At 74.5% G+C, this 24335-nt stretch carries 24 protein-coding genes; 10 read left to right on the forward strand and 14 right to left on the reverse strand.

What is annotated here, in order from left to right:
* Positions 1–21: 21 nt before the first annotated feature.
* Positions 22–1338, reverse strand: coding sequence for a ribonuclease D (locus ACIBJE_RS01405; RefSeq protein WP_396741557.1), 1317 nt, complete (start codon positions 1336–1338; stop codon positions 22–24).
* A gap of 205 nt (positions 1339–1543) precedes the next feature.
* Between ACIBJE_RS01405 and ACIBJE_RS01410 the strand changes: the two genes are divergently transcribed.
* Together ACIBJE_RS01410 and ACIBJE_RS01415 are read left to right on the forward strand one after the other, a co-directional pair.
* Entirely contained in the window at positions 1544–2746 is a 1203-nt protein-coding gene (locus ACIBJE_RS01410) for a trypsin-like peptidase domain-containing protein (protein ID WP_396741559.1), read from the forward strand.
* An 80-nt stretch (positions 2747–2826) separates the two neighbouring features.
* The gene (locus ACIBJE_RS01415) at positions 2827–3714 is read left to right on the forward strand and encodes a hypothetical protein (RefSeq protein WP_396741561.1); all 888 of its coding nucleotides are present in this window, start codon (positions 2827–2829) and stop codon (positions 3712–3714) included.
* A 148-nt stretch (positions 3715–3862) separates the two neighbouring features.
* On the opposite strand, the gene ACIBJE_RS01420 is transcribed toward ACIBJE_RS01415, so the two are convergent.
* Entirely contained in the window at positions 3863–4435 is a 573-nt protein-coding gene (locus ACIBJE_RS01420; RefSeq protein WP_396741563.1) for a DUF3000 domain-containing protein, read from the reverse strand.
* 188 nt (positions 4436–4623) lie between these two features.
* Here ACIBJE_RS01420 and hemE point away from each other — a divergent pair, with 188 nt between their 5' ends.
* Genes hemE through hemQ form a run of 3 tightly spaced genes read left to right on the forward strand, consistent with a single transcriptional unit; the run spans position 4624 to position 7858 of the window.
* Positions 4624–5730, forward strand: coding sequence for a uroporphyrinogen decarboxylase (gene hemE / locus ACIBJE_RS01425; RefSeq protein WP_396741565.1), 1107 nt, complete (start codon positions 4624–4626; stop codon positions 5728–5730).
* A gap of 11 nt (positions 5731–5741) precedes the next feature.
* Complete coding sequence (hemG, locus tag ACIBJE_RS01430; protein WP_396741567.1) at positions 5742–7151, forward strand: protoporphyrinogen oxidase; 1410 nt, start codon at positions 5742–5744, stop codon at positions 7149–7151.
* Positions 7148–7858, forward strand: coding sequence for a hydrogen peroxide-dependent heme synthase (gene hemQ, locus ACIBJE_RS01435; protein WP_396741569.1), 711 nt, complete (start codon positions 7148–7150; stop codon positions 7856–7858). The genes hemG and hemQ overlap by 4 nt, the downstream gene beginning before the upstream one ends.
* Positions 7859–7930: 72 nt before the next feature.
* Here the strand turns inward: hemQ and ACIBJE_RS01440 are convergent, their stop codons facing one another.
* Entirely contained in the window at positions 7931–8383 is a 453-nt protein-coding gene (locus ACIBJE_RS01440) for a GNAT family N-acetyltransferase (protein ID WP_396741571.1), read from the reverse strand.
* Between the two features lie 159 nt (positions 8384–8542).
* Between ACIBJE_RS01440 and ACIBJE_RS01445 the strand changes: the two genes are divergently transcribed.
* A complete protein-coding gene (locus tag ACIBJE_RS01445; RefSeq protein WP_396741573.1) occupies positions 8543–9406 on the forward strand; it encodes a choice-of-anchor K domain-containing protein in 864 nt (287 codons plus the stop codon).
* Between the two features lie 54 nt (positions 9407–9460).
* Here the strand turns inward: ACIBJE_RS01445 and ACIBJE_RS01450 are convergent, their stop codons facing one another.
* Together ACIBJE_RS01450 and msrB are read right to left on the reverse strand one after the other, a co-directional pair.
* Positions 9461–9721: a Prokaryotic metallothionein gene (locus ACIBJE_RS01450; RefSeq protein WP_396741575.1), complete on the reverse strand. Its 261-nt coding sequence runs from the start codon at positions 9719–9721 to the stop codon at positions 9461–9463.
* A 107-nt stretch (positions 9722–9828) separates the two neighbouring features.
* Entirely contained in the window at positions 9829–10239 is a 411-nt protein-coding gene (gene msrB / locus ACIBJE_RS01455; RefSeq protein ID WP_396741577.1) for a peptide-methionine (R)-S-oxide reductase MsrB, read from the reverse strand.
* A gap of 47 nt (positions 10240–10286) precedes the next feature.
* On the opposite strand from msrB, the gene ligD reads away from it, so the two are divergent.
* A complete protein-coding gene (ligD, locus tag ACIBJE_RS01460; protein WP_396741579.1) occupies positions 10287–11312 on the forward strand; it encodes a non-homologous end-joining DNA ligase in 1026 nt (341 codons plus the stop codon).
* Between the two features lie 91 nt (positions 11313–11403).
* The gene (locus ACIBJE_RS01465; RefSeq protein ID WP_396741581.1) at positions 11404–12207 is read left to right on the forward strand and encodes a class I SAM-dependent methyltransferase; all 804 of its coding nucleotides are present in this window, start codon (positions 11404–11406) and stop codon (positions 12205–12207) included.
* A 41-nt stretch (positions 12208–12248) separates the two neighbouring features.
* Here ACIBJE_RS01465 and ACIBJE_RS01470 read toward each other — a convergent pair whose 3' ends face one another.
* The 4 genes from ACIBJE_RS01470 to ACIBJE_RS01485 all read right to left on the reverse strand — a co-directional run bounded on the left by ACIBJE_RS01470 (position 12249) and on the right by ACIBJE_RS01485 (position 16825).
* The gene (locus ACIBJE_RS01470) at positions 12249–13151 is read right to left on the reverse strand and encodes a hypothetical protein (RefSeq protein ID WP_396741583.1); all 903 of its coding nucleotides are present in this window, start codon (positions 13149–13151) and stop codon (positions 12249–12251) included.
* A 439-nt stretch (positions 13152–13590) separates the two neighbouring features.
* Positions 13591–14043: a GNAT family N-acetyltransferase gene (locus ACIBJE_RS01475; RefSeq protein ID WP_396741585.1), complete on the reverse strand. Its 453-nt coding sequence runs from the start codon at positions 14041–14043 to the stop codon at positions 13591–13593.
* Between the two features lie 55 nt (positions 14044–14098).
* Positions 14099–15697, reverse strand: a complete 1599-nt coding sequence (locus ACIBJE_RS01480) for an alpha/beta hydrolase (protein WP_396741587.1) — start codon at positions 15695–15697, stop codon at positions 14099–14101.
* A gap of 27 nt (positions 15698–15724) precedes the next feature.
* On the reverse strand, positions 15725–16825 hold the full coding sequence (locus ACIBJE_RS01485; RefSeq protein WP_396741588.1) for an ATP-dependent DNA ligase: 1101 nt from the start codon (positions 16823–16825) through the stop codon (positions 15725–15727).
* 136 nt (positions 16826–16961) lie between these two features.
* Between ACIBJE_RS01485 and ACIBJE_RS01490 the strand changes: the two genes are divergently transcribed.
* Both ACIBJE_RS01490 and ACIBJE_RS01495 read left to right on the forward strand, forming a co-directional pair.
* Positions 16962–17174: a hypothetical protein gene (locus ACIBJE_RS01490; RefSeq protein ID WP_396741590.1), complete on the forward strand. Its 213-nt coding sequence runs from the start codon at positions 16962–16964 to the stop codon at positions 17172–17174.
* A gap of 96 nt (positions 17175–17270) precedes the next feature.
* A complete protein-coding gene (locus ACIBJE_RS01495; protein WP_396741592.1) occupies positions 17271–17774 on the forward strand; it encodes a DUF1990 family protein in 504 nt (167 codons plus the stop codon).
* 7 nt (positions 17775–17781) lie between these two features.
* Here ACIBJE_RS01495 and ACIBJE_RS01500 read toward each other — a convergent pair whose 3' ends face one another.
* The 5 genes from ACIBJE_RS01500 to ACIBJE_RS01520 all read right to left on the reverse strand — a co-directional run bounded on the left by ACIBJE_RS01500 (position 17782) and on the right by ACIBJE_RS01520 (position 24322).
* Complete coding sequence (locus tag ACIBJE_RS01500) at positions 17782–18684, reverse strand: DNA-3-methyladenine glycosylase family protein (protein WP_396741594.1); 903 nt, start codon at positions 18682–18684, stop codon at positions 17782–17784.
* 107 nt (positions 18685–18791) lie between these two features.
* Complete coding sequence (locus tag ACIBJE_RS01505) at positions 18792–19649, reverse strand: spermidine synthase (protein WP_396741596.1); 858 nt, start codon at positions 19647–19649, stop codon at positions 18792–18794.
* A 56-nt stretch (positions 19650–19705) separates the two neighbouring features.
* On the reverse strand, positions 19706–20680 hold the full coding sequence (locus ACIBJE_RS01510; RefSeq protein WP_396741598.1) for a hypothetical protein: 975 nt from the start codon (positions 20678–20680) through the stop codon (positions 19706–19708).
* 16 nt (positions 20681–20696) lie between these two features.
* Entirely contained in the window at positions 20697–23171 is a 2475-nt protein-coding gene (locus ACIBJE_RS01515) for an AAA family ATPase (RefSeq protein WP_396741600.1), read from the reverse strand.
* The gene (locus ACIBJE_RS01520) at positions 23171–24322 is read right to left on the reverse strand and encodes an exonuclease SbcCD subunit D (RefSeq protein ID WP_396741602.1); all 1152 of its coding nucleotides are present in this window, start codon (positions 24320–24322) and stop codon (positions 23171–23173) included. Before ACIBJE_RS01520 ends, ACIBJE_RS01515 begins: the two co-directional genes overlap by 1 nt.
* Positions 24323–24335 lie beyond the last annotated feature (13 nt).

The raw sequence follows: 24335 nt of genomic DNA on the forward strand, positions 1-24335 counted from the left end.
GGCCGGGGTGGGTGTGGGCCGTCACGGCGTGGGCAGGACGGCGGTCAGCTCCGACACCAGCAGGTCGAGCTGCCAGCTCCGCGCGCCGAAGCCGCGCAGGGTCTCGGTCACCGTCTCCTCGGTGATCTCGTCCGGCGGGGTCCAGGCCAACCGGCGGATCGAGTCCGGGGTAATCAGGTTCTCCGGCGGCAGGCGGTGTTCCCCGGCGATCCGGACTACCACCTCGCGGCACCGGGCCAGCCGTGCGGCGGCCACCGGATCCCGTTCCGCCCACCGGTGCGGTGGGGGCGGACCCTCCACCACCGGGGTGACCGGGAGGGCGTCCTCCGGCAGCAGCCGGGCGTCCTCCAACGCCGCCAGCCAGGTGCGGGCCAGCCGGCGTACCGACCGACCCCCGAACCCGGGCAGGGTCAGCAGCGTCTTCTCGTCCTTCGGGTCCAGCTCGGCGGCGGCGACGATCGCCGAGTCGGGGAGCACCCGCCCGGGGGCGGCGTCCCGGCGGGCGGCGATCTGGTCCCGGGCGTACCACATCGACCGGACCCGCGCCTGGGCCCGCGCACCGCGCAACCGATGGATGCCGGAGGTCCGCCGCCACGGCTCGGCCCGCACCCGGGGCGGCCGCGCGCCGGCGGCCACCAGCGCGGCGAACTCCTCCGCTGCCCACTCCTGCTTGCCCTGCCGTTCCAACTCGGCGGCGAGCGCGTCGCGGAGATCGACCAGGAGTTCCACGTCCAGGGCCGCGTAGGTCAGCCAGGACTCCGGCAGCGGCCGGCTCGACCAGTCCGCCGCCGAGTGGTGCTTCTCCAGGGTGTAACCCAGCAGATGTTCGGTCAGCGCGGCCAGGCCGACCCGTTCGAATCCGGCCAGCCGCGCGGCCAGTTCGGTGTCGAACAGCCGGCGCGGACGCAGCCCCAGCTCGGCCAGGCAGGGCAGATCCTGGCTGGCCGCGTGGAGCACCCACTCGGCTGGGCCGATCACCGCGTCGAGGGCGGACAGGTCGGGTAGGGGTAACGGATCGATCAGGACGGTGCCGGCCCCGCCACGGCGCAGCTGGACCAGGTAGGCGCGCTGGCTGTAGCGGTATCCGGAGGCGCGTTCCGCGTCGATGGCCACCGGTCCGGTGCCCGCCGCGAACCGGGCCACCACCTCGGCCAACGCGGCCGATGTGGCCACCGGCGCGGGTGTGCCCTCCCGGGGCGCGGTCAGGGGTACGGGCTGCTCGGCGGTCGCTTCGGTCCCCGCGTCCGTCGGCTCCGGCGCGGCCGATGGCGGGTGTTGCGGTTCGTTTCCCGGTCGGCGTTCGGCGGCCCGACGGCGCAGGGGTGGTTCGTCGGTCACCTGACAACCCTAGTGCGCGCCGCGATCGGGTGCGCGCAGCCTCCTCCGGTGTGTGTCGGCGGCCGGCCCGGCACCGCCGTGTCAGGGGGGTGGACAAGAGGGGAGACAATGTCGTTCCGGGCCGGTACGGTCCATCGGGCCCACCGCCGGCGAAGCGCCGGTGGCAGGGCCGCGGGCAGGCGCTCACCAGGAGGACGGGGCAATTATGACGGCGGGGTACGGGCCGCAGGACGGTGGACCGGTCGGGCCGGCATCCGGATCCGGTGAGCAGGGAGGTCGACCGGGTCCGTTGCCACCACGGATGGAACCGCCGCGCACGGCGGTGGGCGGCTGGCCCGCGCCCCCGGCCGGTGGCGCCCCGATCCCCGGCCAGCCGCCGGTAAGCGGAGGACACCCGGGCGTCCCGGCAGCCGGCTACGCCGCCGCCCCGGCCCCGCCCGTGGTGCCCGCACCCCGGGGCACCTGGCCGACCGCCGGTGAGGCCGGGCAGCCGTCGGCGCAGCCGCACCCGGTGGCCGCCGGGCAGCCGGCGCCCGCCCCGACGACCTGGTCGCCCGGCCAACCACCGGCCGCCTCCGGACCGGCCTTCCCGGGCACCCCCTACCCGGGCGCCGCGACCGGTGGCCGCCAGCGCTCCGGCTGGCTGCCCCGCGCCGCCCTCCTGCTGGCGCTGCTGCTGGTCCTGGTGTCCGGCGTCCAGGCGTACCAGATCCACGTGCTCAACGACCGGCTCGGCGACACCCGTCGCGACCTGGCCACCGCGCAGGACCGCGACGGCCTCCGCCTCGACGGTGTGGAACAGCGAACGGAGGAACTGGAGAAGCAGGCCGGCACGGTGTTCAACCCGGAGGACATCGCCGAGACAGTGCTGCGCAGCGTCTTCCGGGTCAGGGCCGGCAACGCCACCGGCACCGCGTTCGCCGTCGGCAAGCCCAACTCCGAGGGCGGGGCGAACCTGTTCACCAACTACCACGTGGTCGAGTCGCTCTGGACCAGTGGCGAGCGCCAGGTGTTCCTGGAGCGCACCGACCAGCGGTTCCCGGCCACCATCGTCAAGGTCGACGAGGAGAACGACGTCGCCCACCTGCGGACGGCTGCCAAGTTCACCGGCCTGGTCACCGCCGCCACCCCGGTGAAGTCCGGGCAGCAGATCGTCGTCGTCGGCGCGCCGCTCGGCCTCACCGACAGCGTCACCACGGGGGTGGTGAGCGCCTTCCGCAAGGCGGAGAACGGCGGCGGGGACGTGATCCAGTTCGACGCTCCGATCAACCCCGGCAACTCCGGTGGTCCGGTCATCAACAGTGCCAAGCAGGTCGTCGGCATCGCCACCGCCAAGGCCCGCAACGCCGAGGGCATCGGCCTGGCCGTGCCGATCAAGACCGCGTGCGACGGCTTCGACATCTGCTGACCCGTCCACCGACGCGCCCTGTACCCGCCCGGTCCGCCCGGTCAGCCGGAGCCGGACCAGCCCTTTCGGAGGAAGTAGCCATGACCCAGCCACCTACCGGCGGATACCCCCCGCCGGGGTATCCGCAGCAGCCGCCGGCCGGCCCCGGCGGCGGGTTGTACGGTTCCCAGCGCGAACCGCAGGTGCACGAGCCGACCCAGCAGTTCGGCATCGACCCGACGCTGTCGGCCCAGCCGCCGGCCGGCTACCCGCAGTCCGCTCCGCCGGCGGCCGGCTACCCGCAGTCCGCTCCGCCGGCGGCCGGCTACCCGCAGTCCGCTCCGCCGGCGGCCGGCTACCCGCAGTCCGCGCCCCCGGCCGCCGGCTACCCGCAGCAACCCGGCTACCCCGGCGGCTACCCGCAGTCCGCGCCGCCGGCCGAGACCCCGGCCCCGGCCGGGTACGGCCCGACCTCCGGCGGCCCTGTGCCGGGTCAGTACACCCCCACCTCCGGTCAGCCCTACGGCCCGCCGATGTCCGGCCCGCCCGGGTATCCGCCGCCTGCCGCCACCTCCGGCGGAGGTGGCGGACGCGGCCGGGCGGTGCTCGTGCTGGCGATCGTGGCCGGCCTGCTCTTCGTCCTCGGCGGCGTGATGACCGGGCTGTACCTCAACACCAGCGGTGACCTCGAGCGCACCGAGAAGAACCTGGTCGCCCGGACGACCGACCGGGACACCAGGGTCAAGGAAGTCGAGAAGCTCAAGGGCGAGTTGCAGACCGCCAAGGACAAGCTGACCGACACCCAGCAGGACCTCACCGGCACCAAGAACGACCGCGACGAGCAGGCCCGGCAGAAGAAGGTCATCGCGAACTGCCTGGAGAAGCTGACCACCGCACTGGCCGCCGCCGCGGCCAACAACAAGGCCGCCTACGACCAGGCCGTCAAGGGTCTCGACGCGGTCTGCGACGAGGCCGAGAAGTACCTCTGACCCACCGCCCGCTTCCCCGTCGGTCCGCAGGCCGGTCGTCGCTCCACGGCGTCGGGCCTGCGGACCGACGCGTCAGGGGAGACCGGACGTGCCGGGCCGTGACGCGCCACGGCCGGGACCGTCGGACCGTCGTGGCCTGGTGGGGGCGTCAGCCGGTGGTGGCGGACCGGCGGTCGGCCAGCGCGGTCACGCCCGGCGGCGGCAGGCCGGCGGTCGAGGCGAGCAGCGTGCACCAGGCGTGCAGGTGCGGGGCCAGGTTGTCGTCGAGCGGGGTCCACGAGGCCCGGATCTCGACGTCCCCGTTGGCCGGTGGACCGGCCAGGTCGCCGAACCGGGTGGACATGGTCTGGGTGACCGTGCCGCCGAGCGCCCGGTGACCGGCGTCCTGGGCCTCCAACGCGTCGGTCAGCCAGGTCCAGCCCACCCCGGGCAGCAGCGGATCGGCGGCGAGGTCGGACTCCAGGTCCGCGGTGACGTAGCTGACCAGCCGTAGCGTGCCCTGCCACGCCTCGTGCCCGGCCGGATCGTAAAGCAGGATCAGCCGTCCGGTGGCGACCTCGTCGTCGTCGCGCAGCACGGTGGCGGAGAGGGCGAAGGCGAACGGGGCGAGCCGCTTCGGGGCGCCCACTTCCTCCATCACGATCTCGGGCCGGGTCGCCACCGACCGCAACCCGGCGACCGCGCGGGCGAAGGTCTCCGGGAGCGCGATCGGAGGGGACATGCGGGCAGCCTAAGCCGCCGCCGCGCCCGGCTGGCGGACGGCGCGCCGGCACCGGGTCGCTCGCCGTCGCCGTCGTCGCCGACCCGGCCACCGGGAACGCGCAGCGTGATCGTCCGATGGCTCCCGGGGGCGTGTCCTTCGCAACCCGGGCGACCGGCGGCAGCGGTGGACGTGGCACGATTGCGGCGATGACCACCACCACCGCGGGCGGCGCTGCCCGAGACGGAGACACCCGCCCGAGCGCGGGCGGAGCATCCCGCACCACCGACTCGCCCTTCGTCCGGGCCTGTCGTCGGCGACCCGGTCCGCACACGCCGGTCTGGTTCATGCGTCAGGCCGGACGCTCGCTGCCGGAGTACCGCGAGATCCGGGCCAACGTGGCGATGCTGGAGTCCTGCCGTCGCCCCGAGCTGGTCACCGAGATCACCCTCCAGCCGGTCCGCCGGCACGGCGTGGACGCGGCGATCCTGTTCAGCGACATCGTGGTGCCGGTCGCGGCGGCCGGCGTCGACCTGGACATCGTGCCGGGCACCGGCCCGGTGGTCGCCGAGCCGGTGCGCACCCGTGCCGACGTCGACCGGATCCGACCGATCACCGTCGACGACGTCCCGTACGTCGACGAGGCGGTCCGGCTGCTCGTCGCCGAACTGGGCGACACCCCGCTGATCGGGTTCGCCGGCGCGCCGTTCACCCTGGCCAGCTACCTGGTCGAGGGGGGCCCGTCGCGGACCCACGCGAAGACCAAGGCGCTGATGTACGGCGACCCCGAGCTGTGGCACGCGCTCTGCGCCCGGCTCGCCGAGGTGACCCTGGCGTTCCTGCGGGTGCAGGTCGCCGCCGGGGTCTCCGCGGTGCAGCTCTTCGACTCCTGGGCCGGCGCGCTGTCCGAGGCCGACTACCGCCGCTTCGTGCAGCCGCACTCGGCGACGGTGCTGGCCGGGCTGGCCGACGCCGGGGTGCCCCGGATCCACTTCGGGGTGGGCACCGCCGAACTGCTGCCCGCGATGGGGGAGGCCGGTGCCGACGTGGTCGGCGTGGACTGGCGTACCCCGCTGGACGTTGCCACGAAGCGGATCGGCCCGGACCGGGCGGTCCAGGGCAACCTCGACCCGTGTGTGCTCTTCGCCCCCTGGCCGGTGGTCGAGGCCGAGGTGCGGCGCATCCTCGACGAGGGCCGGGCCGCTCCCGGTCACGTCTTCAACCTCGGTCACGGCGTCCTGCCGGAGACCGACCCCGACGTGCTGACCCGGGTGGTCGCGCTGGTGCACGAGGTGTCCGCGCGGCCCGTCGACTGACGGAGGCGACGATGCGGCGACCGTGGCGGATCGCGGTCATCGGCGGTGGGATCACCGGGCTGGCCGCCGCCGTCCGGTTGCGCGACCGCGCCCCCGCCGGCACCGAGGTCACCCTGTATGAGCAGTCCGGCGCGCTCGGCGGCAAGCTGCGCACCGGCAGCCTGGCCGGCGGGCCGGTGGAGTTCGGCGCGGAGTCGTTCCTGATGCGTGACCCGGCCGGCGGCGAGTCCGGCGCGGTGGCCCTGGTCCGTCGGCTCGGACTCGACGCCGAGATCGTGCACCCGACCGTCGGGCAGGCCGCGCTCGCCGTCGACGGGGGACTGCGACCGATCCCCGGCGGCACGCTGGTGGGCGTACCGGGGGATCTGGACAGGGTGGCGACGGTGGCCGAGCCGACGGCGGCGGCCGACGTCGACGGCGGCAAGCCGCTGCTCGGCCCGGACGAGGACGTCGCGGTCGGCGCGCTGGTCCGGGCCCGCCTCGGCGACCAGGTGGTGGACCGGCTGGTCGACCCGATGCTCGGCGGCGTCTACGCCGGGCGGGCCGACGACCTGTCGCTGGTCACGACCATGCCGGCGTTGGCCCGCGCGGCCCGTGTGGAACACACGCTCACCGGGGCGGTCCGGGCGGCGCAGGCTGCCGCACCCCGGGCCCCGGGGGCGCCGGTCTTCGGCGCGCTGGCCGGCGGGATGAGCCGGCTGGTCGAGGCGGCGGCGACGGCCAGCGGGGCGACGGTCCGGCTCGGCGCGACGGTCCGCGACCTCACCCCGCTGGGCGGGCGATGGCGGCTGACCGTGGGCCCCACCCGGGATCCCGAGTCCGTCGAGGTCGACGCGGTGGTGCTGGCCGTGCCGGCCCGTCCGGCGGCGCGCCTGCTCACCGGTACGGCCCCGGAGGTGGCCGCCCGGATCGGTGGGCTGGACTACGCCAGCGTCGCGTTGGTCACCCTGGCCCTGCCCGAGCCGGAGCTGCCCGCCCTCTCCGGATTCCTGGTGCCCGGCACCGAGGGGCTGCTGATCAAGGCGGCCACCTTCTTCACCACCAAGTGGGGGCACCTGCGCCGGCCGGACGGGGTGGCGCTGGTGCGCGCCTCGGTCGGCCGCTACGGCGAGGAGGGGCAGTTGCAGCTCTCCGACGCCGACCTGGTCGCCAGCGTGCACCGGGAGCTGTCCGGGGTGCTCGGCGCGACGCTGCCGACGCCACTGGCCAGCCACGTGCAACGGTGGGGTGGGGCGCTGCCGCAGTACACCCCGGGCCATGCCGACCGGGTGGCGGCGGCCCGGACGGCGCTGCGGGCGGCGCACCCGACGCTGGCCCTGGCCGGGGCCGGGTACGACGGGGTCGGCATCCCGGTCTGCGTGCGGTCCGGCGAGACGGCGGCCGAAGAGATCATCAGTGCACTGGGAGGACCGGCGACATGACCGAGCAGACCGAACAGACCAACGCGGCCCGGCTGCGGGAGCTGAACGACAGCATCCGCTACACGATGTGGTCGGTGTTCCGGGCCACCGGCCCGCTGCCGGCCCTGCGGGAGAACGTCGTCGCCGAGGCCGAGGCCCTCGTCGAGGAGCTGGCCGGCAAGGACGTCGTGGTCCGGGGCACCTACGACGTCGCCGGACTGCGTGCCGACGCCGACCTGATGGTCTGGTGGCACTCCTCCTCCAGTGACGACCTCCAGGACGCGTACGGCCGGTTCCGGCGCACCGCCCTGGGGCGGACGATGACCCCGGTCTGGTCGCAGATGGCGCTGCACCGACCGGCGGAGTTCAACAAGAGCCACATCCCGGCGTTCCTGGCCGGCGAGGAGGCGCGGGCGTACGTCTGCGTCTACCCGTTCGTCCGCTCCTACGAGTGGTACCTGCTTCCCGACGCCGAGCGGCGGGAGCTGCTCGCCGAGCACGGCCGGATGGCCCGTGGCTACCCGGACGTGCGGGCGAACACGGTCGCCTCGTTCGCCCTCGGCGACTACGAGTGGATGCTCGCCTTCGAGGCCGACGAACTGCACCGGATCGTGGACCTGATGCGCGATCTGCGCGCCTCCCGGGCCCGCCGGCACGTCCGCGAGGAGATCCCCTTCTACACCGGGCGTCGTCGCTCCCTCGCCGACATCGTCGCCGCCCTGCCCTGACCCGTTCGCCCACCGTCGCCGCCCCCGGCCGCCGCCGGACCCGGGGTCGGTCCTCGCGACCCCACGGCCCGGTCAGGGCGTGGGGTCGCGGCGCATCGGGGTGTGTGGGATGCCGTCCTCCACGTACTCCGGGCCGCTGGTGGTGAATCCGTACCGCGCGTAGAAGCCGACCAGGTGCGACTGCGCCTCCAGGACGCACGGACGGTGCCCGACCAAAGCCAGCGCCTCGGTCATCAGCCGCCCGGCGTGCCCGCCGCCGCGCGCCGCCGGGGCCACCACGACCCGGCCGATCCGCTCCACCCCGCCGGGGTCGGCCAGGATCCGAAGGTACGCCACCGGCGGGCCGTCTTCGGCCAGCCAGAGGTGCCGGGTGCCCGGCTCGACGTCCCGCCCGTCGAGTTCCGGATAGGCGCACTCCTGCTCCACCACGAACACGTCGATGCGCAGTCTGAGCAGGTCGTGGAAGGTGCGGGCGTCGAGGTCGGCGAAGGAGGCGACCCGGACGACGACGGTGGGCGGCAGCATCCCGCCAGGTTAGTGCTCCGCTCGGCCACGCAGCCGAAGGCCCGGCTTGGACGCGGGCAAGCATCTGTCGCTATATGGACAGCCTTCGCATCTTCGTAACATTCCGACAATACCATTGCGTGGAGGAAAGTCCCATTTCGTGGCGTTGATGGAGGCTGTATGAGCACCGCCGTTACGACCGGCAGCTGGTCGTCCCTGAGCGTGACCCCGCCGAATCTCAACGGACTCGGCACCGGCCAGGTCCGGTGGGGCATCCCGGCCGGCTCCGGCCAGAGCGGATACGTCTTCCACGGCGGCTCCGTCGAGGTACGGACCGACGGCACCGAGTTCACCCTCGGCACGTACACGCACGAGAACTTCCCCGTCGTCGCCCTGCCGGATCGGCAGTTCGACGTCGGCCTCGTCGTGCGGGTGGCCTTCGAGGACGGCACCGAGGCGGATTTCAGCTTCCGCTTCCACCACAACGAGACCCCGAACGACGGTCCGACGCCGGACGACGTGGTCGACCTGCCGACGTTCGTCTCGCCGGAGACCGTGACGATCGACGGGGTCGAGTACGGCGTGGTGATCAGCGGTTTCAAACGGGGCGGCCAGGTCGTACGGACGTTCGTCAGCCCGGAGAACGGCGCGAACAGCGCGGACATCGTCGCGATCTTCGCCCGTGCCGGTCTACCGGACGTGGTCATCACCACCGTGCGCAACCGGGGCGACGTGAAGTACACCCAGGCGGACGAGTACGTCGAGATCGTCAACCGGGGCACCGTGGCCGCGAACATCAGCGGCTGGACGCTCGGTGCCGACGACGCCGGCCAGGACTTCGAGTTCCCACCCGGAACCGTGCTCCAGCCGGGGCAGCGGATCAGGATCTACACCAACCAGCACCACCCCGAATGGGGCGGCTTCTCCTACGGCAGCGGCCGTCCGATCTGGAACGACAAGGGCGACCGTGCGGAACTGCGCGGACCCGGCGGCGAGGTGGTCTCCGAGTACGGGTACGGCTCGCGGGCGTCGACGACGCCCTGACGGGTCACGCCGGAAACGGCCACCGTGCTACCCGCGCTGGTCGGTGCCTGTCCGTCAGGCCGGACGGGCACCGACCGCGTCGCTGATCGCGGCGGCCCGTTCGCCCTCGACGGTACGGGCACAGTGCGCCGAGCAGAAGAACCGGCCGGACACCTCGACGCCGTGCCCGACGATCTTCAGCTGGCAGTGCTCGCACACCGGTGCCAGCTTGTGCACCGCGCACTCGAACGAGTCGAAGGTGTGCGAGTCACCGCTCACCGTCCGGACCTCGAACGCCATCCAGTAGTCGTTGCCGCAGACCTCACAGGTCGCCATGACGGAACCCCCCACCGACAGTCATGCCCTGAGGGTGCGTCATCGGACGACGGCGTGGTGGCGGAACGGAGGAGAAGCGCCCGGTCGGGTGGCCCCGTGCGAACGGCTCAGCCCTCGCGCGGCTCCAGCCGGATCGACACCGAGTTGACGCAGTGCCGGGTGTCCTTCGGGGTGAAGCCCTCACCGTGGAAGACGTGCCCCAGGTGGCTGTCGCAGCGCGCGCAGCGGATCTCGACGCGCCGCATGCCGAGGGTGTTGTCCGGGATCTCCTTGACCGCGCCGGGCAGCGCGTCGTCGAAGCTCGGCCAGCCACAGTGCGAGTCGAACTTGGTGTCGCTGGAGAAGAGTTCCACGCCACAGGCGCGGCAGTGGTAGACGCCGGTGGTCTTGGTGTCGACGTACTCACCGGTCCACGGGCGCTCGGTGCCGGCCTGGCGCAGCACCCGGAACTCCTCCGGGCTGAGCCGGACGCGCCACTCGTCCTCGGTGCGGGGCAGTTCGCTCTCGGAAAGACTCACCCAGCAAGGATAGGTCCTCTGTCACTGGTGTGACATATGGTCGCGGCATGGGTGGCACGAAGGCTTCGGCCGTCGAGATCGAGGTGGCCGGGCACACCGTACGACTGAGCAGCCCGGACCGGGTGATCTACCCCGAGCGGGGCTACACCAAGGCCGACGTCTTCCAGTACTACCTCGCCGTGGGCGACGGGATCATGCGGGCGCTGCGGGACCGTCCCACCACGCTGCAACGCTTCCCCGAGGGCATCGAGGGGGAGATGTTCTTCCAGAAGCGGGTGCCGGCCCGGGGCGTGCCGCCATGGGTCCGGACGGCGCGGATCGAGTTTCCCAGCGGTCGCAGCGCCGACGAACTCTGCCCGGCCGACCTGGCGCACGTCGCCTGGGCGGCGCAGATGGGCACGATCGTCTTCCATCCCTGGCCGGTGCGCGCCGCCGACGTGGACCGGCCCGACGAACTCCGCGTCGACCTGGACCCGCAGCCCGGCACCGACTTCGCCGACGCGGTGACGGCGGCCGGCGAGCTGCGGGCCCTCCTCGACGAACTCGGCGCGACGGGCTGGCCGAAGACCTCGGGCGGCCGGGGTGTCCACGTCTACCTGCGCATCGAGCCGCGTTGGACGTTCACCGAGGTGCGCCGGGCCACCATCGCCCTGGCCCGGGAGCTGGAACGCCGTCGCCCCGACCTGATCACCACGGCCTGGTGGAAGGAGGAGCGCGGGGCGCACGTCTTCGTCGACTACAACCAGATGGCCCGGGACCGGACGATCGCCTGCGCGTACTCGCTGCGGGCCAACGCCCGGGCCACCGTCTCCACCCCGGTCGACTGGGACGAGCTGCCCGACGTCGACCCGGACGACTTCCACCTCGGCAGCGTGCCGGCCCGACTGGTTGAGCGGGGCGACCCGCACGCCGGCATCGACGACCGCCCGTGGGACATCACCCCGCTGCTGGAGTGGGCCGACCGGGACGACGCCGCCGGTTCGGGCGACCTGCCGTACCCACCTGACCACCCGAAGATGCCCGGCGAGCCCAAGCGGGTGCAGCCGTCCCGCGCCCGGCAGGAGGCCGAATGAGCGCGGGCGAGGTTCATTCTGTGGGATTGGTGTCCCGCATGTAGGGAAAGGGCGGCTAGGTTCGGGGCACCCGGAACGAGGAGGTCCCGTCATGGTCGCCGCCCGCAACGTCTACACCCACGGACACCACGAGACGGTGCTGCGGTCGCATCGCTGGCGTACCGCAGAGAACTCCGCCGGATACCTCCTGCCCCACCTCGCGTCCGACCAGGCCCTGCTCGACGTCGGCTGCGGGCCCGGCACGATCACCGTCGACCTGGCCGGACGGGTGGCGCGGGTGACCGCGCTGGAGGTCACCGGGGAGGCCCTCGATCTCGCGCGGGCCGAGGCGTACGCCCGGGGACGGGACAACGTCGACTTCGTGGTCGCCGACGTGCACGCGCTGGACCTGCCCGACGCGGCGTACGACGTGGTCCACGCGCACCAGGTGCTCCAGCACGTGGCCGACCCGGTCCGGGCCCTGCGGGAGATGCGCCGGGTGTGCCGCCCCGGCGGGATCGTCGCCGCCCGGGACAGCGACTACGCCGCGTTCGCCTGGTTTCCCCGGGTGCCCGAGCTGGACGAGTGGCTCGCCCTGTACCAACGAACCGCCCGCGCCAACGGCGGTGAGCCCGACGCCGGCCGGCGGCTGCTCTCCTGGGCCCGCGCCGCCGGATTCGCCGACGTCAGGGCCACGGCGAGCACCTGGTGCTTCGCCACGCCCGAGGACCGGCAGTGGTGGGGCGGCATGTGGGCCGACCGGATCCGACACTCGGCCATGGCCGAGCAGGTGCGGGCGTCCGGTCTCGCCACGGAGGACGACCTGGCCCGCCTGTCGGCGGGATGGCGGGAGTGGGCGGCCGCCGACGACGGCTGGTTCACCATCCTGCACGGCGAGATCCTCTGCCGGGCCTGACGACCGGCCCGGGCGGGGTGTCACCGTCGTCGGTGACGGCTTCAGCGGTCGTCGGGGAGCGCTCCGGAAACCGCGATCAACACACAGCCGAGCAGCGCCAGGGCGGTTCCCGCGCCCGGCCGGGCCGAGGACATGCCGGCCGCCTGCCGGTACGGGTCGTTCGCCACGAAGTACCAGATCGCCCCGATCGAGCTGCCGCAACCCAACGTCGTGGCGATCGCCCAGCCCCGGCTCGCCTCCCGCCACGGCCGGCGCGCCGTGCCGGTACGCAGCAGTGACGGCACCGCCAGCAGGGCCCCGACCAGTGCGAAGGGCAGCGCCACGAAGACCATGTCGAGGCTGGCGTCCACCTCGACCCGGTCCGGGTACTCGCGCCGCCAGGACGGCAGCAGGACCGCGACCGCGACCGTCGCCCAGCCGGCGGCCAGCAGCAGCACTCCGACGCGCCGCCAGCGTGACCGGGGCGGCCCCGCGACGGCCGGACGCGCGGGTGCCGACCAGATGCCCACCAGACAGGCCAGCAGTGCTCCGGCGGCGGGGAGCAGCGCCGGCCCGGGCTGGGTGAACACCGGTCCCCGGTCGGTGGCGAACGGAGGGTCGAGGGTCCGTACCAGCGACACCGCGATCACCCCGAGCACCACCACGAGGACGACCGCCAGAGCGGTGCCGACCAGCCGGAGCAGCCGCTGCGGCCGTCCGGTCGAGACCGCCACCGCCCGGGCCACCACCAGCAGCGTGGTCGCCCCGACCAGCCAGGGGCCGGCCACCGCGCCCACCGCCGCCACCTTCAGCTCCAGCGTGGCGGCGACGACCGGGTCGCCGCTGACCGTACGCCAGCGGGTGAACGCGGCGATGACCAGCAGCGCGGCGGCGACGAGCAGCCAGGCCACGGGTGGCAGCCGTGCCGTCCACGCCGCTGGTGCCAGCCGAGCCCGCCGTGCCATGGCGGTCAATCTAGTGGAGTACCGGCCGGTCGCGCCTTCTCCGCCGGTGCCGATGCGGGCTTGGGCACTGGTGCGGTGCTGGATGCCGGTCCGGTGCAGGATGCCGGTCCGGTCCGGGTGCCGCTGCCGGTTCGAGTGCGGGTGCGGGGTGCACGTGACTGCTTCCGCCCCCGGGAAGGACATGAGGTTCGGACACTGTGGAGCTGCCCCGTCTGCGCTACCGGCATGTTCCCCCAGGTGGAGCAGGAGCAGCGACGGTTCGCTCCGAGCTCACCCGGCGGTGAGTCGTCCGCTCGGAGCCGGTGCCTCGGCGCTGATGGTGGCCGGGACGAGGGGGAGGAGAGGGCCGACTGCCCCGTCTGTGCGGGCAGCTCCACAGCGTCGGTGGAGGCATCATCCCGCCGGGAGCCGGGAGCCGGGAGCCGGGAGCCGGGAGCCGTCAGAGCGGCAGTTTCATCCCCTCGTGGCTGGCGGCGAACCCGAGGCCGAGATAGAACCGCTGGGCGTCGGCCCGGCGCTTGTCCGTGGTGAGCTGCACTAGCGCGCAGCCACGCTCCCGGGCGCGGTCGATCACCCAGGTCATCAGGGCCCGGCCGACCCCCGCGCCCCGGCGGTCCGTGCGCACCCGGACGGACTCGACCAGGGCGCGTTCCGCGCCGTGCCGGCCCAGGCCGGGGATGTAGGTGACCTGGAGGCAGCCGACCACCTCGCCGTCCTGCTCGGCGACGACGAGCTGGTTGCGCGGGTCGGCGGCGATGTCCGCGAAGGCCCGCTCGTACGCCTCGTCGACCACCGTGGCCTCCCGGCTCCGGCCGAGGACGTCGTCGGCGAGCAGGGCGACCACTGCGGGCAGGTCGGCCCGGACCGCTGTCCGGAACACCAGGTCAGGCATACCGCCGAGGATGGCACATGCGGCCGGCTGGTCCGTGGGTTGGGGCCGGCGACGGTCAGCGTGCCGGGCAGCGCAGCCCCTCCGCAGGCACGGTCAGGTCGATCAGGTAGGCGTCGACGGCCTCGGTGACGCAGGTGGTCTGCGGGTAGGCGGTGTGCCCCTCGCCCTCCCAGGTGAGCACCCGTCCCACCCCGAGCATCGCGGCCAGGGCCGGGGTCTGCTCGTAGGGCGTGGCCGGGTCGCCGGTGGTGCCCACCACCAGGACCGGCGGTGCGCCGTCAGCCTTCCCGGTCGGGTACGGGTCGGGCTCGGCGGGCCACTTCGCGCAGGTCAGCAGGCCCACCGCCAGCGCCGGCCCGAACAGCGGGTATGCCCTGCGCCACTGCCCCTGGAGCTGGCGGATCCGTTCGAGGCTCGGCCGTTCCTCGTCGTCGACGCAGTTGACGGCCAGGTTGGCGTCGAACAGGTTGCTGTAGGTGCCGTCCGGGTTCCGTCCGGCGTACGCGTCGGCGAGGCGGAACACGCCGGCCGGGTCGCCCTCGGCCAACTGGTCGATCGCGCGGGCCAGTTCCTGCCACCCCTGCTCCGTGTAGAGCGAGGAGATGACCGCGTAGAAGACCCAGCCGGCGGTGGCCTCCCGTCCGTCCGCGCCCCGGACCGGGGAGACCCGGGCCTTGTCGATGGCCGAGGTCACCGCGGCCCGGGCGTCCGGGGCGAGCGGGCACCGGTCGGCGTTGGCGGAACACCAGCGGACGAAGTTGTCGAAGGCCCGCTCGAAGCCCTTCGCCTGGCTCTCCGAGGCGGCGACCGCCCCCTGGCGGGGATCGATGGCGCCGTCGAGCACCAGCGCGCGGACCCGCTCCGGGAAGCGCTGGGCGTAGACCGCGCCGAGCAGGGTGCCGTAGGAGTACCCCAGGTAGGTGAGCTTCTCGTCGCCGACGGCGGCGCGCACCGCGTCCATGTCCAGGGCGGCCTGCTCGGTGCCGAACAGCGACAGCCGGTCGCCGTACTTCGCCCCGCAGGCCTGGCCGATCCGCTGGTTGAGGGCGACCAGACCGTCGAAGGCGGCGGTCGACTCCGGGTCGGGGTCGTAACCGAAGCTGGCGTCGAGGTCGGTGTCGGAGATGCACTCGACCGGGCTGGACCGGGCCACTCCGCGCGGATCGAAGCCGACGATGTCGAACCGCTCGGTCACCGAGGCCGGCAGGCCGCCGAACTGCTCCCCGAAGGAGAGGTAGACCGCGGTGTCGACGCCGGAACCACCCGGACCACCCGGGTTGACCACCAGTGACCCGATCCGGTCGCGCTGCTTCGTGGAGCGGGCCCGCAGCAGCGCGATCTCGAAGGTCCCGCCGCCGCCCGGAGTGGCGCTCGCCGACTCACCGGTGGTGTTCCACTGCTGCGGTACGGCGATCCGGGCGCACTCGTACCGCATGTCCGGTGCGGCGCGGCCGGCCACCTGCTCGGCGGTCTCGGGGCAGGATCGCCACCCGGGGGTCGTGCCCAGCGGGGCCACGGACGCCTCCCCCTCCACCTCGGCCCGGGGCGCGAACGTCGGCAGGGTGCAGCCGGTGGCGACCAGGGCCGCCGCGACGAACCCGGCCAGCGCGAAGCGGACCCGGCGGGCCGGGGACGGGTCGGGGATGCGGCTCACAGCCTGCCCTCCAGGATCGTGTCGGCGTCAGCTCGGCCCGGTCGTCGGCACCGGATCGCCGCGCAGCACCTGGTCGACGTCGAAGCGGACCGGGCGTTCCAACTGGTCGTACCCGCAGGAGCGGGGGTCGCGGTCGGGCCGCCAGCGGACGAACTGGGCGGTGTGCCGGAACCGATCGCCCTCCATCGCGTCGTAGCCGACCTCCACCACCAGCTCCGGGCGCAGCGGCTCCCACTCCAGGTTCTTGCCGCCGGTCCAGCGGCTCACCCCGCCCGGGATGCGCTGGCCGCGCTCGTGGTCGCCGTGCGCCCACGGATGGTCGTCGCCGACGTCCCGGTACGGGCCCAACTCCTCCAGCAGCTCCGCCCGACGGGCCATGGTGAACGAGGCGCAGACCCCGACGTGGTGCAACGTGCCCGCCTGGTCGTAGAGGCCGAGCAGCAGCGAGCCGACCACCGGGCCGGACTTGTGCCAGCGGAAGCCGGCCACCACCACGTCGGCGGTGCGGGCGTGCTTGACCTTGAACATCAGCCGCTTGCCCGGCTCGTACGGCAGGTCGGCCGGCTTGGCGATCAACCCGTCCAGCCCGGCACCCTCGAAGACGTCGAACCAGCGGTGTGCGGTGTCGACGTCGGTGGTGACCGGAGTGACGTGCACCGGTGGACGCACCCCGGCCAGCGCGGCCTCCAGCCGGGCCCGGCGCTGCGGGTAGGGCAGGTCGAGCAGCACCTCGTCGTCGATCGCCAGCAGGTCGAAGGCGACGAAGTCGGCGGGGGTGGTCTCGGCGAGCAGCCGAACCCGGGACGCGGCCGGGTGGATCCGCTGGGCGAGCAGCTCGAAGTCGAGCCGGGGCTGCCCGTCGGGGCCGTCGCGCCGGATCACGATCAACTCGCCGTCGACCGCGCAGCGCTCCGGCAACTGCTCACGGGCCTGCTCGACCACCTCGGGGAAGTACCGGGTCATGGTCTTGCCGCCCCGGCTGGCCAGCTCGACGGAGTCCCCGTCCCGGAAGACGATGCACCGGAACCCGTCCCACTTCGGCTCGTAGGTCATCTGTTCCCCGGTGGGGATCCGGGCGACGCTCTTGGCCAGCATCGGCTCGACCGGCGGGTTCAGCGGCAGCTCCACGGCGACCAGTCAACCAGACGAGGCCGACAACGGTGAGGCACATCACGGGCGCGTACGGTGCCGAGTGTCCCGTGCCGGAGCTGTCCGTCACCCGTGGCCGATCCGGGAAACCGCAGGTCAGAGCTACCGTCGCCGGGTGCGGGAGTTCGTCTGCGGCTGCTGTGGGCGCTGGCGGGTCAGCGTGGAGCTGATCCGGGGCCGGTACCGGTACCGGCTGGTGCGCCGGTACCGCCCGGAGTTCGGCGGCGGCAAGGACGTCCTCGGCGAGGCCGGATCGATCCCCGAACTGGCCGACCTGCTGACCCGGCACACCCCGCTGACCCTGGCCGACCTGCGCGAGGCGGCCTGAGCCGGCCGTCGCGTCCGCCGGCTCGCGTGGCCCGGTCCGGGTCGCGCACAGGCGGTCGTACGCTTGCCGGGTCCGCGCCGAACCCCGGAGGTGATCGTGCCGCTGACCTATCCGCACGTCGGAGCCACCCGCGCCGGGGACCTGCCGGCGGGCTGGCGGCACGTGCGGCACCGGGTCCGGCTCCCCGACGGCTCCTTCGCCGTCGCGGGCGCGGCCGTGCTCACCTGGCGGCTGCACCGCGCCGCCGGCGTCCGGATCACCGCCGACGCGCCGCGCGCCGCGCCCGGTGTCCACGTCACCTCCGGGCTGGGCGTCGGCCCGCTGCGGCTCGACGCCCCGTGCGAGGTGGTCTGGGCCGCCGACGACGACCGCCGGGCCGGTTTCGGGTACGGCACGCTCCCCGGCCACCCGGCGTCCGGCGAGGAGGCGTTCGTGGTGGAACGCGACGACACGGGCCGGGTCTGGTTCGAGATACGCGCGTTCAGCCGCCCGGAGCGGTGGATCATGCGCGCTGCCGGGCCCGCCGGCCGGATCTTCCAGCACGGGTACGCCCGCTGGCTGGCGGCCACCCTGCGTCGGCTCTGCGTCCGCGCCGGCTGACCGGCGGTCAGTAGGTCGCGAAGGAACGCAGCGGCATCCGGGGGCCGTACCGGGGCGCGTGTACGCCCCCGGCGGCCAGCAGCAGGCAGACCCGTCCCCGGTGCCCCCGGAACGGCTCCAGCAGCGCCAGCATCCGCGCGTCGTCCCCGCGCGCCTCACCGGCCAACGCCCAGCTCACCGTGTTCGGCACGTGGTAGTCCCCGACGCTGACCGCGTCCGGGTCGCCGAACGCGATGCGCACCACCTCGGCGACGCTCCACGGACCGATGCCGGGGATCGCGGTCAACCGCCGGGTCGCCTCGGCGACGTCCACGCACGCCTCCAGCCGGTCGGCCAGGGCGGCGACCCGGCGCAGCGTCTCGGCCCGCCGCTGCTCCACCCCGAACGGGTGGAACACCCAGTACGGCGCGGCGGCCACCGCCGCCGGGTCGGGCGGCAGCAGCAGCGGAAACGGCCCCGGCGCGGGCTCGGCGAAGTGCCGGACCGTCGCCGCGTAGGCCCGGTACGCCTCCTTGCCGGTGACCTTCTGTTCGAGGACCGTGCGCAGCGCCTGCCGGAAGACCCGGCCGGTGGCCGGCATCCGCAGCCCCCGGTACCGGGTGGCCAGGCGGGACACCACCGGGTGCCGGTCGACCAGGTCGGCGAAGCCGGTCAGGTCGTCACGCAGGCCGGCGATCGCGTCGGCGCACGCCAGCACCCAGCCGGCGCCCGGCCCGTACCCCTCGGCGAGCAGGTCGCCGTCGTGCCGGCGCAGGCACAGGGTGGCCGGCCCGTCCGGCGTACGGGTCGCCCACCAGAACGCCCCGGCGGCGATCCGGGCGCACGGGTCGTACGGGCTGAAGGTCAGCGCCCGTACCGTCTCGGCGAACCGGTGCTCCGGCGGCGGGTGCAGGATCCGGGCGGCGGTCACCGGGACACTCTGCCACGGCCCGCGTCGACTCCCGCCACCACCGGGCGGCCGTGTGCCGGCACCGGTCCCGGACGGGTCACCGGCGGACGGAGAAGAGCCCAGGCGGGTCACCGGCGGACGGAGAAGAGCCCGGGCGGAGGCGGTGTGGAGGCGGTCGCCCCGGCGTCCCGGACCACCGTCGCACCGCCGGCGAAGCGGTCCAGCTCCGACCCGGCGACCACCCGCCCGGGGAACCAGTCCCCGGCGGCCCGCCGGGTCAGCGCCGCGACCGGTGGCTCGGCCCGACCGGCGACCAGCACCAGGTTGCCGTACCGCCGGCCGCGCAGCACTGCCGCTTCGGCGACCAGGCACGCCCGGGGCAGCACCGTCCGGACCGTCGCCACCTGGGCGCGGGCGTACCGCAGCGGCGGGCCGTCGGCCAGGTTGGCCAGGTACCAGCCGTCCGGACGCAGCACCCGGGCCACCTCGGTGGCGTACTCCACCGAGGTGAGGTGTGCCGGGGTGCGAGCCCCGGCGAAGACGTCGGCGACGACCACGTCGTACGCGGCGTCGGGCGTGGTGGCCACGACCTCGCGGGCGTCGGCGACCCGGACCCGGATCCGGGCCTGCGCCGACCAGGGCACCACCCGGCGGACCAGCTCCACCAGCGCGCCGTCCACCTCGACCACGCGTGACGCCGAGCCGGGCCGGGTGGCCGCCAGGTAGCGCGGCAGGGTCAGCGCGCCGCCGCCGAGGTGCAGCACCCGCAGCGGTACGCCGGTCGGGGCGACCAGGTCCAGCGCGGCGGCGAGCCGCCGCACGTACTCGAACTCCAGGTGGGTCGGGTCGGTCAGGTCGACGTGCGACTGCGGTGCCCCGTCGAGCAGCAGGGTCCACGATCCGGGGCGGTCGGCGTCCGGCAGCAGCTCGGCCTCGCCGGTGTCGACCCGCTCGACCACCCGACCCCCGTCCCGTCTGCGCCCCATGCGGCCCAGTATCCCCGCCGCCCGCGCACCGAAGGTCAGCGGTCAGCGGTCAGCGGTCAGCGGCGGCGGCGTGCGGCGGCGGAGAGCGCCCGGTGCAGCAGGCGGGCGTCGCCGAGCAGGGCACGCAACCGGCGTTCCAGCCCGGCGATCGGGACCAGGTTCTGTGGGGCGCGTGGGTCCTTGTACGGGGTGGAGGCGAACCGGGGAAGGGTGACCAGGGAGAGGTCGGCCAGTGCGATCGCGTCGGTGGGCTCCAGGTCGGGCGAGCACTCCACCCGGACGATGCCGGCCCACGGCGCGCCCCGCGCCACCGGCAGCCGCAGATACCACGACCAGCCACCCCAGCCGGTGCCCACCCGGAGCCGGAACACCGGACACCGCTGCCCCGGCGCCATCCCGGTCACCACCGCCGTCAGCCGGGCGTCGAGGTACTGGCTGTGCTGGGTCTTGACGTACCCGAGGGTGCGGGGCAACTGCCGTCGGGCGCGCAGCGGGCCGTCCACCACCAGCAGGTCGCCGTCGGTCCGGGCGGCGTCGGAGACCGCCACCTCCAGCGCGGTCAGCGGCCCCTGCACGGCGGCCGGTAGTTTGCTCAGCTCGCCGCTGCCGCCGACCCGGTGCACCGGGTAACGGACCGACCCGGCGACCATCTCCTGCGCCGACGGGCTGGCCGTGAAGAGTCCCCGGGCCACCCGGGCACCGGCCATCTCCGCCGCGCCCCGCCCCAGGTCGCAGCGGACCACGCCGGCCGCGTACGACGCTGCCACACCCGGATAGGAGACGCCGTCGGACTCGGCCGTCCAGACGCTGGCGTCGATCCGGCGCACCCCGTCGACCAGGAGCACCACCTCGGGGGCGCGGACCCCCGTCCGGGGACCGAGCGCCCGCCAGTCCGCCGCCGGCAGCTCCACGTCCGGGTCGACCTGGGCGCTGCTCGGCGCGGCCGGGCCGCCCGGGGACGCCTCGAACGACGCCCCGTACGCCGGGTCCCACGCGTCCACGAAGAACTGCGGACGACCCGCCCCGCTCACCGGGCACTCCAGGCGCTCACAGGCCACTCCGTTCGACGCGGGCGCTGCGGGCGTCCTTGCGGACCTCGAAGCGCACCGGGATCCGCTCGGCGAGCGCCGGCACGTGGGTGACCACCCCGACCATCCGGTCGCCCCGGGCGGCCAGGCTCTCCAGGGTGGCGGCCACCGTGTCGAGGGTGGCCGCGTCGAGGGTGCCGAACCCCTCGTCCAGCACGATCGACTCCAGGCTCGCCGCCGTCGTGGAGAGGCCGGCCAGCTGCTCGGACAACGCCAGCGCCAGTGCCAGGGACGCCTGGAAGGTCTCCCCGCCGGAGAGTGTCCGTACCCCGCGTCGCAGGCCGGCGTCGTGGTGGTCCACCACGAAGAACTCACCCTTGTCGTGGACCAGGTCGTACTGCCCGCCGGAGAGTTCCCGCAGGATCCGGGAGGCCCCGTCGACCAGCACGTCCAGCGCCTCCGCCAGCAGCCAGCGCTCGAAGTTGTTGGCCCGCAGGTGACCGGCGAGCGCGCGGGCCACCCGGGTTTCCCGTTCGTGCCCGGCCCGCTGCTCCCGCAGCTCGGCGGCCTGCTCGCGGCGCTCCACCAGCCGCCGGTGGGCCGCCTCGGCGCGTTCCACCGCGACGGTTGCCGCGCGGACCGGGTCGTCGTCGGGGGGTAACCCGGCGGTCGCGAAGATGCCGGCGATCCGGTCCTCCACCGCCTCGGCGGCGGCCTCCGCCGCCGTCACCGACGCCACCAGGTCCACCCGGTCCGCGCGCCGCCGGTCCGCCTCCCCACCGGCCCATGTGGCCAGACCCGTCCAGGCGGTGGCGACGTCGTCCCGGTCGGCGGCCGGCGGACCGAACCGGGCCAGCCGGTCCCGTACCGTGTCGAACTCCCGCCACGCGGCGCGCAGCCCCTCCTCGGCGGCCTCGAACGCGCCCCGGGCCCGCCGGGCGGCGTCCCGCCCCGTGCGCACCGCGCCCGCCGCCTCGTCCAAGGCCGTTCGCAGCCGGGCGTGCTCGGCCAGGTCGTGCCGCAGCGCCTCGGCGGTGGCGGCCCCGGCGAGCTGGGCGTCCACCTCGGCCAACCGGTCCCGTAGCTGGTCGTGCTGGGCCCGGACGCGCAGCAGCGCCCGTTCCCGGTCCCGGCCGGCGGTGTCGCACTCCTGCACCCGCCGCTTCGCCGCGTCGCTGGCGGTCCGTGCGGCCTTCCCGGCGGCGACGGCCCGGGCCACCGCTGAGCCGGCCGGGACCACCGGCACCCGGGGCACCACCTGCTCGCACACCGGGCAGCACGCCCCGTCGGTCAGCTGCGCCCGCAGCGCCACCGCCTGGTCGGCGGCCTTTGCGTCCTCGTGCGCCCGGAACGCCGCCTCCAGCTCGGTCTCGGCCCGCTCGGTCGCCGCCCGCGCCTCGGCCAGCGCGGCCACCGTCGCCTCGTGCTCCGCCTCGGCCGCGGCCACCGCCGCGGCCACCGACTCCACCTCGCCGGTGAGCCGGTCCCGGTCGGCATGTGCCCTGAGCAGCAGCCGCAGGGCGCTCTCGTCACCCGCGCCGGCCAGTTCGCCACGGAGCTTCTCCTCGCGCTCCTCGGCCAGCGCCACCGCCTTCGCCGCATGGTCGACGTCGGCCCGCGCGCCCGCCACCGCCCGGGCCACCTCGGTCACCCCGTCCGGCGCGCACACCGCGTCCAGCACCGCCAGGTCGGCGTCGAGGGCGGCCAGCGCCGCGTGCGCGTCCCGCGCCGCCGTCCGGGCCCGGTCCCGCTCCGGTACGGCGTCGGCGACCGCCCCGGCCAGCTCGTGTGCCCGGTCCACCTGCTCCTGGGCCTGGGTCAGCGCCGCGTCGTCGACGTCGGTCAGGCCGCCGAGCATCCGGTCGACCTGCTCCAGCCGCGCCTCGGCCTTGCCGGCCCGCTCGGTGGCCCGCTTCTGCACCTCCTCGTAGACGCCGAGGCCGAGCAGGTTGACCAGGATCTGCTGTCGGGTGGCCGGCTTGGCGTGCAGGAAGTCCGCGAACTGCCCCTGCGGCAGTACCACGCAGCTGGTGAACTGCTCGTACGGCAGCCCGACCGCCTCCAGGACCGCCGTCTCCATCTCGGCCGGGGTGCCGGCCAGCACCTCGCCGAGATCCTCCGGGCTGAGCCCGGTGTCCAGCTTGGTGACGTCGAAGCCGGGTGGCATGAGCTGCAACCCGGCGTTGGCGGTCTTGACCGTGCCCCGGCCGTCCCGGCGGACCACCCGGGTGGCGACGTACCGGTCCCCGGCGGACTCGAACACCAGCCGGACCCGCGCCTCGACGGCGGACGGGGCGAGCGCGTTGGCCAGCCCCCGCGCCCCGCCCCAGCGGGGGACCGTGCCGTAGAGGGCGAAACAGATCGCGTCCAGCACCGTCGACTTGCCCGAACCGGTCGGCCCGACCAGCGCGAAGAAGTCGGCGTCGGTGAAGTCGACCGTGGTTTCCTCGCGGAACACGGTGAAGCCCGCCATGTCCAGCCGCATCGGGCGCATCAGCGGTCGACCTCCTCGAACAGCTCGTCGAACAGCTCCCGCACCCCGTCGTCGTCGTGCCCCCGACCGGCCAGGTAGTCGGCGAAGAGCTGCTGCGGGGAGCGGCCGGCGCGCTGGGCCGCGCGGGCGCCACCGCCGGGAGCGGGTAGCAGCTCCGGGTCGATCCGGATCTCCAGTGCGCGGGGGAGCAGCTCCTGCACCTCCTCGCGCAGCCCGGCCCGGGGTTGTTCCCGGACGAAGACCCGCAGCCACCCCTCGGGCGGCTCCACCTCGGCGAGCTGGGCCAGGGTGCCCCGGACGGTGTGCAGGGGCACCGCGGCCGAGACCGGCACCTCACGGACCTGCGCGGCCGTGCGGGCGGTCACCTCGACCAGCGTCACCGAGCAGACGTTCTCCTGCTCGCCGAAGTCGATCGCGATCGGACTGCCGCTGTACCGCACCGGGCAGGGCCCGTCGACCCGCTGGGCCCGGTGCAGGTGCCCGAGTGCCACGTAGTGGGCGGTGCCCGGGAAGACCGTGGCGGGGACGGCGTACCCCATGACGGTGTGCGCGTCCCGCTCGCCGCCGCCGGTGCTCGCACCGACCACGGTCAGGTGCGCGGTGACCAGGTGCACCCGGTCGGGTTCGTCGAAGCCCTCGGTGAGCCGGGCGAGCACCCGCCCCAGGTGGTCGGCGTACGTCTGGGTGGCCTCGGCGGCGGTCAGTTCGTACATCTCCACCGCGCGGACGGCGTACCGCTGGGAGAGGAAGGGCAGCGCGGCGAGCTGCCAGCGCTCGCCGTCCCGGGTCGTCCCGTCGACGACCAGGTCAGCGGGGTTGGTGTCCCGGACGCTGCCGCGCAGGACGATCCCGGCGGCCTCGGCCCAGGGGCGCAGCGCGTCCAGGGCCGGGCCGTTGTCGTGGTTGCCGCCGATGGCGACCACGTCCGCGCCGGTGCGGCGCAGTGCCGTCAACGCCCGGGTGACCAGGCGGGTGGCCTCGGGCGTGGGTGAGCCGGTGTCGTAGAGGTCACCGGCGACCACGACCAGGTCGGGCCGCTCCTGCCGGGCGATCTCGATGACCTGGGCGAGGACCTGCTTGTGCTCCTCGGCGCGGGACTGGCCCTTGAGGACCTTGCCGACGTGCCAGTCGGAGGTGTGCAGGATCTTCACGGGTGACCGCCCC

Origin of the sequence: Micromonospora sp. NPDC050187 (assembly GCF_044459745.1) — a bacterium.
GTDB lineage: Bacteria > Actinomycetota > Actinomycetes > Mycobacteriales > Micromonosporaceae > Micromonospora.

What these genes read in the sequence shown, in the direction of transcription:
- hemG (WP_396741567.1), top strand. Translation starts at nt 5,742, where the DNA reads ATGCGGCGACCGTGGCGGATCGCGGTCATCGGCGGTGGGATCACCGGG.
- hemE (WP_396741565.1), top strand. Translation starts at nt 4,624, where the DNA reads ATGACCACCACCACCGCGGGCGGCGCTGCCCGAGACGGAGACACCCGC.
- ACIBJE_RS01445 (WP_396741573.1), top strand. Translation starts at nt 8,543, where the DNA reads ATGAGCACCGCCGTTACGACCGGCAGCTGGTCGTCCCTGAGCGTGACC.
- ACIBJE_RS01515 (WP_396741600.1), bottom strand. Translation starts at nt 23,171, where the DNA reads ATGCGCCCGATGCGGCTGGACATGGCGGGCTTCACCGTGTTCCGCGAG.
- ACIBJE_RS01415 (WP_396741561.1), top strand. Translation starts at nt 2,827, where the DNA reads ATGACCCAGCCACCTACCGGCGGATACCCCCCGCCGGGGTATCCGCAG.
- ACIBJE_RS01465 (WP_396741581.1), top strand. Translation starts at nt 11,404, where the DNA reads ATGGTCGCCGCCCGCAACGTCTACACCCACGGACACCACGAGACGGTG.
- ACIBJE_RS01505 (WP_396741596.1), bottom strand. Translation starts at nt 19,649, where the DNA reads ATGGGGCGCAGACGGGACGGGGGTCGGGTGGTCGAGCGGGTCGACACC.
- ACIBJE_RS01440 (WP_396741571.1), bottom strand. Translation starts at nt 8,383, where the DNA reads ATGCTGCCGCCCACCGTCGTCGTCCGGGTCGCCTCCTTCGCCGACCTC.
- ACIBJE_RS01410 (WP_396741559.1), top strand. Translation starts at nt 1,544, where the DNA reads ATGACGGCGGGGTACGGGCCGCAGGACGGTGGACCGGTCGGGCCGGCA.
- ACIBJE_RS01420 (WP_396741563.1), bottom strand. Translation starts at nt 4,435, where the DNA reads ATGTCCCCTCCGATCGCGCTCCCGGAGACCTTCGCCCGCGCGGTCGCC.
- ACIBJE_RS01450 (WP_396741575.1), bottom strand. Translation starts at nt 9,721, where the DNA reads ATGGCGACCTGTGAGGTCTGCGGCAACGACTACTGGATGGCGTTCGAG.
- hemQ (WP_396741569.1), top strand. Translation starts at nt 7,148, where the DNA reads ATGACCGAGCAGACCGAACAGACCAACGCGGCCCGGCTGCGGGAGCTG.
- ACIBJE_RS01475 (WP_396741585.1), bottom strand. Translation starts at nt 14,043, where the DNA reads ATGCCTGACCTGGTGTTCCGGACAGCGGTCCGGGCCGACCTGCCCGCA.
- ACIBJE_RS01470 (WP_396741583.1), bottom strand. Translation starts at nt 13,151, where the DNA reads ATGGCACGGCGGGCTCGGCTGGCACCAGCGGCGTGGACGGCACGGCTG.
- ligD (WP_396741579.1), top strand. Translation starts at nt 10,287, where the DNA reads ATGGGTGGCACGAAGGCTTCGGCCGTCGAGATCGAGGTGGCCGGGCAC.